This window comes from Pseudomonas sp. B3(2017) (assembly GCF_002113595.1).
Classification (GTDB): Bacteria; Pseudomonadota; Gammaproteobacteria; order Pseudomonadales; family Pseudomonadaceae; genus Aquipseudomonas; species Aquipseudomonas ekonensis.
Window position 1 is genome coordinate 19,067 of the sequence record NZ_NEIU01000019.1, and the last position, 14,660, is coordinate 33,726.

The following is a 14,660-nucleotide window of genomic DNA, read 5'->3' on the forward strand; positions in this document are numbered from 1 at the left end:
TGGCAAGGATGTCGATGAACAACAAAACCATTCGATGGATGACCAACCTGCTGTTGTGCATCGGTACGGGATTCATGGTGACGGGGGCCGCGGCTTTGTTGATCGGCGACGTGGTCGAGGCTGAAGAGGTTCGTACGGGGGCCTCGATGGCTGTCGTCAGCTTCTTTGTGATCGTTGCGTCCTATGTGGTCGCGGTACTTGAGGAGGATTTATGACGGTTCTGATCTTGTCCTTGTGGTCGCTTGGCATTCTTTTGCTGATCGCCTTTGCGGTCTACAGGGATCTGCGTATGTCCCCACCGGCCAACCGGAGGCAGCGCCAAAGAGACAGGAAGCAGGCAAGCGGGGCGGTTCCGGCAGAGCAAGGGCTCGCCTGTCGCGAGCCGGGCGCACGGTACGAGGTGCATCCAGACAAGCCTGTTCGCTAGCGCCTGGTAAGGATCGAACGCGCCCGGAACGGGTGAAGGCCGATTCCGGGCAGGCACAACGAAGGACAATCAGGTGCCAGAGGGCTCTTGGCGGAATATTCAGCAGGCGACTTGGCGGGAGATCTCTTGGTAGGTGTCGCTGTCGGCGGCGATCAGCAGGCGGCGCCGGTCCTTGAGGGTCGCCAGGAACGTCACTTCGGTTTCGTGGCCGGCGAGCATGAACCCGGCGATGGCGCCGATGGGGCCCAGCAGCATGGCCCCGGCCACGCCGTAGCCGATGGCGTCCTTGAAGTTGCTGATCGACTCCTCGTTGGCGACTTCGAGGGTCTTGATCGATGAGAGCGGCAGGGTAAGGCCCGGCCATGGGTGCAACGTTGTCCTGAGCGTAAGGCTTCCGTCCCGGTACACGCCGTCACCTTGCAGAAAATCCCCCGCCAGGACCGTGATGTTTGCCATGACGCATCTCCCTGTCAGCACTGGGTGAACAACCATTTCGCGCCGGGACGGGGGGTACGTCAATCGCCGGGCGATGAACTGCCCTGTGACCGGTTGCCGCTGATCGGGCGCGCACGTACGGCCTGCCAGCCGGACGTCCGCGCCGTCAGCGGCGGTTATTGGGCGAAGACTTTGTGTCCGCCCTTCCAGGTTTCCCTCACGGTGATTTCACGGATCTTGCTGGCCGGGACTTTTTCGTCGAGCGGATCGTCGTCCAAGATCACGAAATCGGCGAAATGCCCGTCCTTCAGCGAGCCGGCCCACTGGTCGGCATGGCACTGCCAGGCCGCGTCGTAGGTGATGGCTTTCAGTGCCTGCTGCCGGGTCAGGCACTGGCCTTCGTTGAGCACCGGCTGGCGGGCGGCATCCGTGACGAACTTGCCGTTCTCACGCTTGCCTTCCATTTTGCGGGTGACGGCCTGTTCCATGGAGCGCAGCGGGCCCAGCGGCGTGACGGTGCAGTCGCTGTGCAGCGAGATGCGCAGGCCCCGGTCCAGGGCGTCCTGGCACAGGTCGAGCATGCGCGTGGCCTTGTCTTCGAAAATGGCGTTCTCGAACGCGTAGCCCCAGTAGCCGACGTGGCCGATCAGGAAGCTTGGGGAAATGCCCACGCTCTGCAACTGATCCAGGGTGCGCGGGGTGAGCAGCGAGCAGTGTTCGATGCGGTGACGCTTGTCCAGGCCGCTCTTGCCCTTCAGCGCGGTCTTGTAGGCCTGCAGCGTGAACTCGATGGCCCGGTCGCCGTTGGCGTGGATCATCAGCGGCCAGCCGGTGGCCACGGCGTTGTTGAGGGTGGTCTGGTAGGCGTCGGGGAGAGCTTCAGGGGTCGTGTTGTCCGGGCCTGGGTCGCAGAAGTTGAAGTTGCCCACCGGCCGGTCGGTTTTGCAGCAGTACGGTGTGGCCTGATAGCCGGTCAGCCCCTGGTTGGAGCCATCCGACACCAGCTTCACCGAGCCCTGGTAGAAGTGCCGGGCGGCTTCCTTGGTCACCGGCTTGTACGGTGGGATGTGGCTGAAGTCCACGCCGTTGCAGGAGGCCGCATAGCCGATGCGCAGGTTGCGCGGGTGGGTCAGGCCGTAGGCTTCCAGGATCAGTTTGGAGGTCGGGTCCACCATCGCGTCATACAGCAGCGTGATGCCGCGGCTGGACGCCGTATGGAAGTAGTCCTTCATGTACTTGAAGATGTTCACCACGTCCAGCGCCTGCACCAGCGGGATCGACAGGAGGGCGGGCGTGATGCCGGCCTCTTCCTGCAGGTTGCCCTTGGTCACCGACAGGAAATTCTCAAAGGTCTTGTAGGTGTCGCGCAGCGCCTGGCTGGCCTTGTCCTGATGGTGATACACCACGTCGCAGGCGGCGGTGTTGAGGTAGACGGTGTGCATGGAGGCGCTGATCAGCAGCAGCGGCCGCTCGGACACGATGCTGTCCAGGTTGCCGGTGGTGTCGGCGTCCTTGGCGAAATCGGCCTTGCAGTAGAACGCGGTGAGCGTGTTCAGCACGCCCGGCTGCCCGGATTCGGTGAACGGCATCAGCGCGGGGTCGACCATGCGCCCCAGGAACCAGCGCGATCGATCGGCGAAATCCGCTGTGCCGAGTCTGTCCTGGATCCTTGCCTTGAGCCAGGCCCAGTCATAGGGATCTTTGAGCTTCTGGGTTTTCTCCTCGATCGGCCCCAGGTCCTCCCAGCCTTCCATGACGCAGGACTGCACGATGTGCGCGTGCGGTTCGATGAGGCCCGGCAGCAGGGTCTTGCCGCCCAGCGAGCGGGTCTGGTAACGGATGCCCCGGGCTTTCATGCGGGCCTCCACCTCGGCCAGGCTGCCCGAGGCGACCACGTCGCCGCCGTGGATGCCCAGCGCTTCGACCCGTTGGGTCATGTTGCCGTCAATCAAGGGGTAGATGGTGCCGCCGGTGAAGACCAGCGATTCGCTGCCGGGCTCCGGCAGCAGCCCGGCGGCCTTGCCGGCGAAGGCCTTGAGGTCGACGGTGTGCTTGAGTGCGTTCCATACCGGGTTTTCGCAGCCGCAATGGGTGCAGCCGTGACCCTTTCCATGTGATCCCATGATCCATTCCTCAGGTTTTCGGTGGTGTGAGGCGTGACGCACTGGCTGTGCGAACAGCAAGCGTAGCAGGCACTTTGATATCGGGGTGTCAGTCGTCGGTCGCGGCGCCGCAGACGTGGCCGTTGTGCTTGTCTCACACTGCAACAGCTGTCGCGAAATGGGACGCGCGGGCCCGTCGCCGGCAGGGTACGGACGCTGCGGTGTGCACGTAACTGCTTGATCGCAAAGCCTGTCCGCAAGCTGGCACGCTCTGTGTATTGCTCAGCTCAGACGTTTCGCTTGCCTCCGTCCGCGCAGCGCCGCCGACGGCGAAACCATAAGAACGACAAGCCACAACAATAAGAAAGCACCGTGCGAGGTTCGACGTTGATGAAGAGAAGACTCCGATCAGGCATGGGCGCCAGCCTGCTGGCCGTGGCCGCTTGCGTGGCCCTGCATTCGCCGCACAGCCTGGCAGCCCGCGACGCCCAGACCATCCTCAGGGAAACCTGCCAGGGCTGTCACACCCCTGAAGCCGGCGACAAACTGAGCCGCATCAGCCACCAGCGCAAGACTCCGGAAGGCTGGCTGATGAGCATCGCCCGCATGCAGACCATGCACGGCCTGCAGATCAGCGACGAGGACCGGCGCACGCTGGTCAAGTACCTGGCCGACACCCAGGGCCTGGCGCCCAGCGAAACCGACGGCGTGCGCTATGCGCTGGAGCGGCGGCTCAACACCGTCGAGCAGTTCGACGAAAAGACCGCGCAGATGTGCGGTCGCTGCCACTCCGGCGCGCGCGTGGCCCTGCAACGGCGCCCGGCCCAGGAATGGGAGCGGCTGGTGAACTTCCACCTCGGCCAATGGCCGTCGCTGGAGTACCAGGCGCTGGCGCGTGACCGCGACTGGTTCGACATCGCCCGCAAAGAGATGGTGCCGCTGCTGGCCAAGCGTTATGCGCTGGACAATCCGGCGTGGCAGGCCTGGCTCAAGACCGCACCCAAGGCTGCGGCGCTGGCGGGGGACTGGAGCTTCAGCGGCCACCTGCCGGGCAAGGGCGAACTGGCCGGGGTGATGAGCGTCACCGCCGACGGCAGCGATACCTTCAAGGTCAGCGTCAAAGGCCAGTACGCCGACGGCAGCCCGTTCAACGGCGACGGCAGCGCCATCCTCTACAGCGGCTACGAATGGCGCGGCAACGTCACCGTCGACGGCGTGACCCTGCGCCAGGTGTTCGCCGCCCAGGGCTCGGCCATGCAAGGCCGGATGTTCGAGGCCGAGCACGATGAGCGGGGCCTGGATTTCGTTGCCGCCAAACAGGGCTCCCAGCGTCTGCTGGCGGTGCAGCCGGGGTATGTGAAGGCCGGCGGCGAGGCCGAAGTGACCCTGATCGGCAGCGGCCTGAACGGCAAACCGGACTTCGGCAAGGGCGTGCAGGTGCTTGCAGTGCTTGAGCAGGACGCCGACCGGATCAAGGTCAAGGTCAAGGCGGCGGCCGATGCCCTGCCGGGCCTGCGAACGGTCAGCGTCGGCGGCCTGAAAGGCCCGAGCCTGGCGGTGTACGGCACGGTCGACTCGGTCAAGGTGGTGCCGGCGTTTTCGGTGGCGCGGATCGGCGAGGGCGGCGGCTCGACGCCGAAAGTCCAAGGCCGTTTCGACGCCGAAGCCTGGGGCAAGGGCGCCGACGGCAAGCCGTACCGCATCGGTGTGTTCCCGGCGCAATGGAAAGTCGAAGCCTTCGACGAGCGCGCCAAGGAGGACGAAGACGTCAAGTTCGCCGGCACCATGCAGGGCGACGCGGGCGTGTTCACACCGGGCGATGCCGGGCCGAACCCGGCGCGCAAGATGTCCACCAACAATGCCGGCAACCTCAAGGTGATCGCCGCCGTCGACGATGCGGGCAAGTCCCTGACCGGCGAAGGTCACCTGATCGTCACCGTGCAGCGCTGGAACAATCCACCCATTCCGTGAGACGGCCTGAACGCACGAGCTTCAGACACTTTTAGGAATGACCGCCGGCCCCGCCAAGCGGGGCCTGCACAGGAGGTTTGCAATGGGCGCCATCTTGAATCTGGTCGAACGCAACCTGCACGAAGTGCACGTCGACGCCGACCGCATGCTGTTCCATATCCCCAGCAGTTCGCTGTTCGCCAGCGATGAACTGACCGGCACCATCATCGATGCGTTGCGCGGTTCCGGCTGCTCCCCGGAAGACCTGGTCCGGCGCCTCGGCGCGCAGTTCGACGGCGAGGCGATCCACGAGACCCTGCGCGAGCTGATCTCGCTGGAGCTGGTCAGCGACGGCTCGCCGCTGACCCCGGACATCGCCGCCAAACGGGTCGAGCGCACGGCCATCAACACCGTGGTGCTCAACGTCAATACCGGCTGCAACCTGAGCTGCACCTACTTCTACAAGGAAGACCTCGACAAGCCGTCCGCCGGCAAGAAGATGGACGTGGAGACCGCCGTCGCCTCGGTGGAAATGCTGCTGCGCGAGTCGCCGGACGAAGAGCGGTACACCGTGGTGTTCTTCGGCGGCGAACCGCTGAGCAACCGCAAACTCATCGAGTACATGGTCGATTACTGCGAAAGGCGTTTCGGCGAGGCCGGCAAGTCGGTGGAATTCGTCATGACCACCAACGCCACGCTGCTCACCGAAGAGACCGTGGACTACCTCAACGCCCACCGCTTCGGCTTGTCGGTGAGCATCGACGGGCCCAAGACCGTACACGACCGCAACCGCATCACCGTGGGCGGGCAGGGCACCTACGACGTGGTGCGGCGCAAGGCGCAGATGCTGCTGTCGCGCTACGACAGCCGCCCGGTCGGCGCCCGGGTGACGCTGACCACCGGTGTCACCGACGTCGAGACCATCTGGGATCACCTGTTCAACGAGCTGGGCTTTGCCGAGGTCGGTTTCGCGCCGGTGACCTCGGGCGACATCAGCAGCTTCAACCTCACCGGCGCCGAGCTGGTCGAGGTGTTCGCCAACATGAAGAAGCTGGGCCGGCGTTACCTGGAGGCGGCGCTGGAGCACCGCAACATCGGCTTCTCCAACCTGCACCAGTTGATCACCGACATCCATGAGGGCCACAAGAAAGCGCTGCCGTGCGGCGCCGGGCTGAAGATGCTGGCGGTCGACCACAAGGGCGAGTTGAACCTGTGCCACCGCTTCACCGGCTCGTCGCTGCCGACGTTCGGCAACGTTCACGGCGGCGTGAAACAGGTGGAACTGAACGACTTCCTGTCCCAGCGCCTGGACCGCACCGGCACCGGTTGCCACGACTGTCGGATCCGCAACCTCTGCTCCGGCGGCTGCTACCACGAGAGCTACGCCCGCTACGGCGATCCGGCCCACCCCACCTATCACTACTGCGAACTGATGCGTGACTGGGTGGACTTCGGCATCGAGGTCTACACCCGGATCATGGCCGTCAACCCTGCGTTCATCAGCCGCTACATCACTCCGCGCAAGGCTCACTGACATGAAACATCTCAAGGCAATCAACAACAAAGCGCAGAAGCTCGATCAAGCCGCGGCCGAGAACCGCATCGAAGAGGTGGTGGCGATGAGTTCCGTCGCCGGCTGCGCCTCGACCACGGACCCGGGCTGGGAAATCGATGCGTTCGGCGGGGTGTCGTCGCTGTGCCAGCCGATGGAGGCGGACCTGTACGGCTGCTCCGACCCGTGCTGGTGGCCGGCCCAGGTGCCGGACATGATGAGCACCTACCCGGACTGGAACAAGGATGCCCAGGCGTCCAACGACAATTGGCGCAACCTCGGCACCGTCTTCCCCAAAGACAAATGATCGGTCAGACAAAGGATTCCAGCATGCACAGCATCAAAGCCTGCGGCCTGGCCGCGTTCGCCGTCCTGAGCGCCTGTTCGCTCAGCGCCCTGGCCGATGAGAACACGGCGTTGCAAGACGGTCACGAATACATGTTGACCACCAACTACCCCAACAACCTGCACGTCATCGACCTGGCCACCGACAGCCTGTTCAAGACCTGCAAGATGCCCGACGCCTTCGGCCCCGGCACCGTGCAGCTGTCGCCGGACCGCAAGACCGCGTACGTGCTGAACAACCATTACGCCGATGTCTACGGCGTGGCGCTGGACACCTGCAAACAGGTGTTCCATGCCAGCATCACCCAGCAGCCGGGGGAAAAGGCGCGTTCGATGTTCGCCTTCACCGTCAGCCACGACGGCAAGGAACTGTACGCCATCGCCAACCCGACGCAGATGCTCAACGACCGCTACGAGGTCAAGCAGCCGCGCCTGGACGTGTACGCGACCGACGCCGGGATGAACGCCAAGCCGGTGCGCAGCTTCCCGGCGCCGCGGCAGCTGACGATCATGCAGAGCGGCGACGACGGCACGCTGTATGTGGCGGGGGCCGACGTGTACAAGGTCGACGTGAAGACCGGCAAGTTCGACGTGCTGATCCCCAGCCGCCATTGGAAACGCCCCAACTACAGTGCGCCGGACGTGCTCTATGTGTGGAACCAGCAGACCTATCGGCATGATTTCTCGCTGCTCTACACGGCGGCGAAGTTCAAGGACAAGAAGCAGGATCCGGCCACGGCCGACTACCTGTACGGCCTGTTCAGCGTCGACCTGAAGACCGGCAAGACCGAAACCACGGACTTCGGCCCGTTGACCGAGATCTACTTCAGCGGCATGCGCTCGCCCAAGGATCCGAACCTGATGTTCGGCGTGCTCAATCGCCTGGCCAAGTACGACATCAAGCAGAAGAAGCTGATCCAGGCGGCGAACCTGGATCACTCCTACTACTGCATTTCGTTCAACAAGGACGGCAGCAAGATCTACCTGGCCGGCACCTTCAACGACGTGGCGATCTTCGATGCCGAGACCCTGAAGCAGACCGGCAGCATCAAGCTGCCGGGCGGGGACATGGCGATCACCACGGCGCAGGTGTTTGTCCGGTAAGGGGCGGCGTCTTCGCTGACGCCATCGCCAGCAGGCGGGCTCCCACAGGGAATCGAGGTGTTCACGCATTCTCTGTGGGGGCCGCTGTTTCATTCGCGCCGCCGACCTTGTGCGAGCGGGCTTGCCCCGGGCGGCGATCCGACGATGAGGCCATCAGGGCCAGACAAGCATCAAGCGCCCGGCACCGGGCAGCCCAGGTCCCCTTCCTCGCATTTCAGGTACTGCTTGAGCGCCTCGGTCCGCGCCTTGGTCACCGAGGTGATGCAGTTGTTGTAGATCAACGGATAGACGCTCCCGCCCGTCACCCCGGACGCCGAGAACTTGCATTCGGCATCGCGGAAGCCGATCCACGCCCGTTGGGCGCCCACCAGCAGCTTCTTGCCGTCGGGGTTGTCCTTCAGGCGCGCGGTGATCTGCTGGTAGACCGCGTTCAGTTCCTTGTCCGCCGCTTTGTTTTCCTGCGCTGCGCACTGGTTCATGGTCGACTGGTCGCTGGCGTTGGCGCAATCGGCGGCCGCGTGGACGAGCGGGGTGAAAAGCAGTGGCGCAAGGGCCAGGAGCAGGCGTGGTGACATGGATTTTCTCGTTGTCTGCGTTAAGGGGACTGTGAAGTTTAGTCGCATCGGGTGCGACGTTTGATACAACTTCGCATTGGACATGTGGTCGAACAGGCCTAGTGTTCAAAACAGGAGGTGACGTATGAAACCAGTACCCAATAGCTTTGAACGCAAGATCACGCTCAAGTCGCCGCGCCCCCATGTCTGGCGCGCGCTGGTCGATGCCGAAGCGTTCGGCCAGTGGTTCGGCGTGGCGCTGGAAGGCCGGCGGTTCATCGCCGGCGAATGGACGCAAGGGCAGGTCACGTACCCAGGCTATGAGCACGTGCTGTGGAACGTGCTGGTGGAGCGGGTCGAGCCGCAGCAGCTGTTTTCGTTCCGCTGGCACCCCTATGCGGTGAACCCGAAGATCGACTATTCCCAGGAGCCGACCACGCTGGTCAAGTTCGAACTGCAGGACTACGAGAACGGCACGCTGCTGAAGGTGTCCGAGTCGGGCTTTGCGCACATCCCCGACGTGCGCCAGAAGGAGGCCTACTACATGGACAGCCGAGGCTGGGAAGAGCAGTTGAGCCGGTTGGAGCATTTCCTGACCGAGAGCGAACGGGCCCGCGAGCGTGAAGGTGGCTGAGCGCGACGTGTTCGGGCCGTGGCTGCGGCGCTGGGCGCTGGTGCCGGACGGCGAGCCGGTCATCACCCTCGGCAGCCGCCTGCTGCCGGTGCGTCAGGGCGATGCTCCGGCGATGCTCAAGGTCGCCGTGGACGCCGAAGAGAAATTCGGCAACCTGCTGATGACCTGGTGGGACGGCGAGGGCGCAGCGCGGGTGATCGCCCATCACGGCGACGGCCTGCTGCTGGAACGGGCCATGGGCCGCCGTTCGCTGATGCGCATGGCGCTCAACGGCGAGGACGACAAGGCCAGCCGGATCCTCTGTTCGGCGTTGGCGCGCCTGCATGCCCCGCGTCCGTCGCCGCCTCCGCCGCTGGTGGAGCTGGCGCCGTGGTTCGCCTCCCTGCGCCTGGCGGCCGAGCGCCACGGCGGGCCTTACGTGAAGAGCCTGCGCACCGCCGAAGCCCTGCTTGCCGAGCCGCAGGACGTGGTGGTGCTGCACGGCGACATGCACCACGACAACGTGCTCGATTTCGGGCCGCGGGGCTGGCTGGCCATCGATCCCAAGCGGGTGCGCGGCGAGCGTGGATACGACTACGCCAACCTGATCTGCAACCCCGAACTGCCGACGGCGGGCGATCCCGGACGCTTCCGCCGGCAGGTCGAGGTGATCGCCGAAGCGGCGGGGCTGGAACGCCGGCGGCTGCTGCAATGGGTGTTGGCGTTCGCCGGCCTGTCGGCCGCGTGGTTCCTGGAGGATGACGACCGCCAAGCCGCTGCCGGGCAGCTGCAAGTCGCGCAGTTGGCGGCTTCGGCCCTCGAAGCCTGACAGGCGTAGGGGATTTCGGAAGGGGTGCTATAGCGAATGTCTTACACGCACTGGTAGCTTTTTCGACTTTTCCAGATTGGATCCGATGCGTAATCTAGCCACATCAACTGAAGCACAGGGAGTGTTTCAGGATCATGGATGATCGACCATGAGCAAGGATCGCTGCCGACAGGGAGTCGATAATGGTCTTGGGAAAAACCCGCTTCGGCGGGTTTTTTTTCGTCTGCAGGAAAGTGCCCTTGTGGCAAGGGAGCTTGCTCCGGTTGGCGCGCGCAGCGGGCCAATAAAGCAGGCCCGCTGCGCAGTCCGACGGGCATGCGCCCCTCAGGACGCGATCAACTGCCGCAGCACGTAATGCAGGATCCCGCCGGACTTGAAGTACTCCACCTCGTTCAGGGTGTCGATGCGGCACAGCACCTCGACCTTCTCCTGACGCCCGTCCTCCCGGGTGATCACCAGCGTCAGGTTCATCCGCGGCGTCAGTTCCGCGCCGCTCAGGCCCTGGATGTCCAGGGTTTCCCGACCGGTGAGGTTCAGGCTCTTGCGGTTCTGATCCAGCTTGAACTGCAACGGCAATACGCCCATGCCCACCAGGTTGGAGCGGTGGATGCGTTCGAAGCTCTCGGCGATCACGGCCTTCACGCCCAACAGATTGGTGCCCTTGGCTGCCCAGTCACGGCTGGAGCCTGTGCCGTACTCTTGGCCGGCGATCACCACCAGCGGCGTGCCCGACGCCTGATAGCGCATCGCCGCGTCGTAGATCGCCAGTTTTTCGCCGGTGGGGATGTACAGCGTGTTGCCGCCTTCCTCGCCGCCGAGCATTTCGTTGCGGATCCGGATGTTGGCGAAGGTGCCGCGCATCATCACTTCGTGGTTGCCCCGGCGAGAGCCGTAGGAGTTGAAGTCCCGCGGCTCCACGCCCAGCTCGCGCAGGTAACGCCCGGCCGGGCTGTCGGCCTTGATGTTGCCGGCAGGGGAGATGTGGTCGGTGGTCACCGAATCGCCCAGCAGCGCCAGGATCCGCGCGCCCCGGACATCGCCGATCGCCGGCAGGGGGCCTGCGACGTCGTCGAAGAACGGCGGGTGCTGGATGTAGGTCGAGTCCGCCTGCCAGACGTAGGTCGCGGCCTGCGGGACCTGGATGGCTTGCCACTGCTCGTCGCCGGCGAACACCTCGGCGTACTCCTTGTGGAACATCGCGGTGTTGACCTGGTTCACCGCGTCGGCGATCTCCTGGCTGCTGGGCCAGATGTCGCGCAGGTACACCGGACGGCCTTGCGCGTCTTCGCCCAACGGCTCGCGGCTGATGTCGGTGCGCACGCTGCCGGCCAGGGCATAGGCGACCACCAGCGGCGGCGAGGCCAGCCAGTTGGTCTTCACCAGCGGATGCACACGGCCCTCGAAGTTGCGGTTGCCGGACAGCACCGACGCCACGGTCAGGTCGGCCTGCTGGATGGCTTTCTCGATCGGCTCCGGCAGCGGTCCCGAGTTGCCGATGCACGTGGTGCAGCCATAGCCGACCAGCGAGAAGCCGAGCTGGTCGAGGTACTTCGTCAGTCCCGCCGCCCGGTAATAGTCGGTGACCACCTTGGAGCCCGGCGCCAGCGAGCTCTTGACCCACGGCTTGCGGGTCAGGCCCTTTTCCACGGCTTTTTTCGCCAGCAGGCCGGCGGCCATCATCACGCTGGGGTTGGAGGTGTTGGTGCAGGAGGTGATCGCGGCGATCACCACCGCACCGTTTTTCAGGCGATAGGTACTGCCCTCGTACTCGTAATCGGTTTCGCCGGCCATGTCGGCGTTGCCCACCGCCACACCGCCGCCGCCCTCGCTTTCGAGGCGGCCTTCGTCTTTGCTGGCGGGCTTGAACTGCAGATCGAGGAAGTCGCTGAACGCCTGGCCGACATCGGGCAGCGCCACCCGGTCCTGCGGCCGTTTGGGACCTGCGAGGCTGGCTTCGACGCTGCCCATGTCCAACGCCAGGCTGTCGGTGAACAGCGGCTCCTGGCCGGGCAGGCGCCACAGGCCCTGGGCCTTGGTATAGGCCTCGACCAGTTTGACCACCTCAGCGGGGCGGCCGGACAGTCGCAGGTAGTCCAGCGTGACGTCATCGACCGGGAAGAATCCGCATGTGGCGCCGTATTCCGGGGCCATGTTGGCGATGGTCGCACGGTCGGCCAGCGGCAGGTCGGCGAGGCCGTCGCCGTAGAACTCGACGAATTTGCCGACCACGCCTTTCTTGCGCAGCATCTGGGTCACGGTCAGCACCAGGTCGGTGGCGGTGATGCCTTCCTTGAGCTTGCCGGTGAGCTTGAAGCCGATGACCTCCGGGATCAGCATCGACACCGGCTGGCCGAGCATCGCCGCTTCCGCCTCGATCCCGCCGACGCCCCAGCCGAGCACGCCCAGACCGTTGATCATGGTGGTGTGGGAGTCGGTGCCGACCAGCGTGTCCGGGAAGGCATACGTGCGGCCGTCCTCGTCCCGGGTCCACACCGTGCGTCCCAGGTATTCGAGATTGACCTGATGGCAGATCCCGGTGCCCGGCGGCACCACGCTGAAGTTGTCGAAGGCGCTCTGGCCCCAGCGCAGGAACGCATAGCGTTCGCCGTTGCGCTGCATTTCGATGTCGACGTTCTGTTCGAAGGCGCTGGCGGTGGCGAACTTGTCCACCATCACCGAGTGGTCGATCACCAGGTCCACCGGCGACAGCGGATTGATCCGCTGCGGGTCGCCGCCGGCCTTGGCCACGGCGGCGCGCATCGCCGCCAGGTCGACCACGGCGGGCACGCCGGTGAAGTCCTGCATCAGCACACGGGCAGGGCGGTACTGGATCTCACGGTCGGAGCGGCGCTCCTTGAGCCAGGCGGCGATCGCCTTGAGGTCGGCGCCGGTGACGGTCTTGCCGTCCTCCCAGCGCAGCAGGTTTTCCAGCAGCACCTTGAGCGACATCGGCAGCCTGTCGATGTCGCCCAGGCTTTTGGCGGCCTCCGGCAGGCTGAAATAGTGATAGGTCTTGCTGTCGACCGGCAGGGTCTTGAGGGTGTTCAGGCTATCGAGGGACGGCATTGCGATCACTCCTTTGAATCCGCACGGCTACGGATTGAGGGGACGAACTGAGCTTTAAACCTAGCCCCGTTTCCGGTAGCTGGCTAATCACTCGACTCTATAGACAGAACCAAGGTTCCGAACTCGGCTATCATGCGCCGGTTTTCGTGACAGGCTTTGCTACAGGGCAAGTTTGCGCATCGACCCATTGCCAGTTGCCCAGGAGATTCAATGAACACCCTATTCATGCACTGCCGGCCAGGCTTCGAAGGCGAAGTCTGCTCCGAGATTTCCGACCTCGCCGCCCGGCTGAACGTGGCCGGCTACGCCAAGGCCAAGCCGTCCAGCGCCTGCGCCGAGTTCGTGTGCAGCGAAGCCGACGGCGCCGAGCGGCTGATGCGTGGCCAACGCTTCGCCGAATTGATCTTCCCGCGCCAATGGGCCCGCGGTGTCTTCATCGATCTGCCGGAAACCGACCGCATCAGCGTGATCCTCGCGCATATGGCCGAGTTTCCGGTGTGCGGCAGCCTGTGGCTGGAAGTGCTCGACACCAACGACGGCAAGGAGCTGTCGAACTTCTGCAAGAAATTCGAGGCCCCTCTGCGCAAGGCGCTGACCGGCGCCGGCAAGCTGGTGGACGACGCCGGCAAGCCGCGCCTGCTGCTGACCTTCAAGAGCGGCCGCGAAGTGTTCCTCGGCCTGGCCGACGCCGGCAACTCGGCGATGTGGCCGATGGGCATTCCGCGCCTGAAGTTTCCCCGGGAGGCGCCGAGCCGCTCGACCCTGAAGCTGGAGGAGGCCTGGCACCACTTCATCCCGCGTGACCAATGGGAAGAGCGCCTGCACAGCGACATGACCGGCGTCGACCTGGGTGCCGCGCCGGGCGGCTGGACCTGGCAACTGGTGAACCGGGGCATGCTGGTGACGGCCATCGACAACGGCCCGATGGCGCAAAGCCTGATGGACACCGGCCTGGTGCAGCACCTGATGGCCGACGGCTTCACCTTCAAGCCCAAGCAGCCGGTGGACTGGATGGTCTGCGACATCGTCGAAAAACCGGCCCGCAACGCAGCGATGCTCGAGGAATGGGTCGGCGAGGGCCACTGCCGGGAAGCGGTGGTCAACCTCAAGCTGCCGATGAAGCAGCGCTACGCCGAAGTCAAACGCCTGCTCGAACGCATCGCCGACGGTTTCAAGGCCCGGGGCGTCAAGGTCGACATCGGCTGCAAGCAGCTGTACCACGACCGCGAGGAAGTTACCTGCCACTTGCGCCGGCACGACACGAAAAAGTCCAAATCCCGCGGATGACGGAAATGAACACGGTGGCGAGGGCCTTTGCCGCCCGGCGGGGGGGCGCTCGCTCGCCACGCGCCCGGCAATGCGCGACAATGCCGGCCTGCTTCAGGAGTGAACCATGAGTGAAATGATCGATACCCCGGTGGACGGCACCCTCGACGCCACCGGCCTCAATTGCCCGGAACCGGTGATGATGCTGCACCAGCACATCCGCGACCTGGTGCCCGGCGGCCTGCTCAAGGTGATCGCCACGGATCCCTCGACCCGCCGCGACATCCCCAAGTTCTGCACGTTCCTCGACCACGAACTGGTGGCCCAGCACGAAGAGGCCGGCACCTACCTGTACTGGATCCGCAAGAAGCAAGGCTGAACCCGGTAAGGGCTCAAAACCCACTGTGGGAGCCAGCC

The 14,660-nt window shown here is 64.7% G+C and carries 13 protein-coding genes; 9 read left to right on the forward strand and 4 right to left on the reverse strand.

From position 1 onward, the window contains the following. Positions 1-14 precede the first annotated feature (14 nt). Positions 15-215, forward strand: a complete 201-nt coding sequence (locus CAG33_RS23120; protein ID WP_085584605.1) for a hypothetical protein — start codon at positions 15-17, stop codon at positions 213-215. Positions 216-526: 311 nt separating this feature from the next. Here the strand turns inward: CAG33_RS23120 and CAG33_RS23130 are convergent, their stop codons facing one another. Both CAG33_RS23130 and CAG33_RS23135 read right to left on the reverse strand, forming a co-directional pair. Continuing rightward, the gene (locus tag CAG33_RS23130; protein WP_085584601.1) at positions 527-883 is read right to left on the reverse strand and encodes a hypothetical protein; all 357 of its coding nucleotides are present in this window, start codon (positions 881-883) and stop codon (positions 527-529) included. 155 nt (positions 884-1,038) lie between these two features. Then, positions 1,039-2,985 carry an amidohydrolase gene (locus CAG33_RS23135; protein WP_085640663.1) on the reverse strand — a complete coding sequence of 649 codons (1,947 nt, stop codon included), beginning with the start codon at positions 2,983-2,985 and terminating at the stop codon, positions 1,039-1,041. A 369-nt stretch (positions 2,986-3,354) separates the two neighbouring features. Here CAG33_RS23135 and peaA point away from each other — a divergent pair, with 369 nt between their 5' ends. From peaA to peaD, 4 genes are all read left to right on the forward strand, one after another. Continuing rightward, on the forward strand, positions 3,355-4,935 hold the full coding sequence (gene peaA, locus CAG33_RS23140) for a quinohemoprotein amine dehydrogenase subunit alpha (RefSeq protein WP_085584597.1): 1,581 nt from the start codon (positions 3,355-3,357) through the stop codon (positions 4,933-4,935). An 82-nt stretch (positions 4,936-5,017) separates the two neighbouring features. Beyond that, positions 5,018-6,448, forward strand: a complete 1,431-nt coding sequence (peaB, locus tag CAG33_RS23145) for a quinohemoprotein amine dehydrogenase maturation protein (protein ID WP_085640665.1) — start codon at positions 5,018-5,020, stop codon at positions 6,446-6,448. A 1-nt stretch (position 6,449) separates the two neighbouring features. Continuing rightward, positions 6,450-6,773 carry a quinohemoprotein amine dehydrogenase subunit gamma gene (gene qhpC / locus CAG33_RS23150; RefSeq protein WP_033061173.1) on the forward strand — a complete coding sequence of 108 codons (324 nt, stop codon included), beginning with the start codon at positions 6,450-6,452 and terminating at the stop codon, positions 6,771-6,773. Positions 6,774-6,796: 23 nt separating this feature from the next. Then, complete coding sequence (gene peaD / locus CAG33_RS23155; RefSeq protein ID WP_085584593.1) at positions 6,797-7,915, forward strand: quinohemoprotein amine dehydrogenase subunit beta; 1,119 nt, start codon at positions 6,797-6,799, stop codon at positions 7,913-7,915. Between the two features lie 170 nt (positions 7,916-8,085). Here peaD and CAG33_RS23160 read toward each other — a convergent pair whose 3' ends face one another. Further along, positions 8,086-8,490: a lysozyme inhibitor LprI family protein gene (locus tag CAG33_RS23160; RefSeq protein WP_085584591.1), complete on the reverse strand. Its 405-nt coding sequence runs from the start codon at positions 8,488-8,490 to the stop codon at positions 8,086-8,088. A gap of 124 nt (positions 8,491-8,614) precedes the next feature. Here CAG33_RS23160 and CAG33_RS23165 point away from each other — a divergent pair, with 124 nt between their 5' ends. Next, the gene (locus tag CAG33_RS23165; RefSeq protein ID WP_085584589.1) at positions 8,615-9,103 is read left to right on the forward strand and encodes an SRPBCC family protein; all 489 of its coding nucleotides are present in this window, start codon (positions 8,615-8,617) and stop codon (positions 9,101-9,103) included. Beyond that, positions 9,096-9,911 (forward strand): aminoglycoside phosphotransferase family protein, encoded by an 816-nt coding sequence (locus tag CAG33_RS23170; protein WP_085630859.1) that lies wholly within the window; start codon positions 9,096-9,098, stop codon positions 9,909-9,911. Before CAG33_RS23165 ends, CAG33_RS23170 begins: the two co-directional genes overlap by 8 nt. A gap of 324 nt (positions 9,912-10,235) precedes the next feature. Here the strand turns inward: CAG33_RS23170 and acnA are convergent, their stop codons facing one another. Further along, positions 10,236-12,977 (reverse strand): aconitate hydratase AcnA, encoded by a 2,742-nt coding sequence (gene acnA / locus CAG33_RS23175; protein ID WP_085630812.1) that lies wholly within the window; start codon positions 12,975-12,977, stop codon positions 10,236-10,238. Between the two features lie 210 nt (positions 12,978-13,187). On the opposite strand from acnA, the gene rlmM reads away from it, so the two are divergent. Both rlmM and tusA read left to right on the forward strand, forming a co-directional pair. Further along, positions 13,188-14,264 (forward strand): 23S rRNA (cytidine(2498)-2'-O)-methyltransferase RlmM, encoded by a 1,077-nt coding sequence (rlmM, locus tag CAG33_RS23180; protein WP_085584585.1) that lies wholly within the window; start codon positions 13,188-13,190, stop codon positions 14,262-14,264. Between the two features lie 106 nt (positions 14,265-14,370). Continuing rightward, entirely contained in the window at positions 14,371-14,622 is a 252-nt protein-coding gene (tusA, locus tag CAG33_RS23185) for a sulfurtransferase TusA (protein ID WP_085584583.1), read from the forward strand. Positions 14,623-14,660 lie beyond the last annotated feature (38 nt).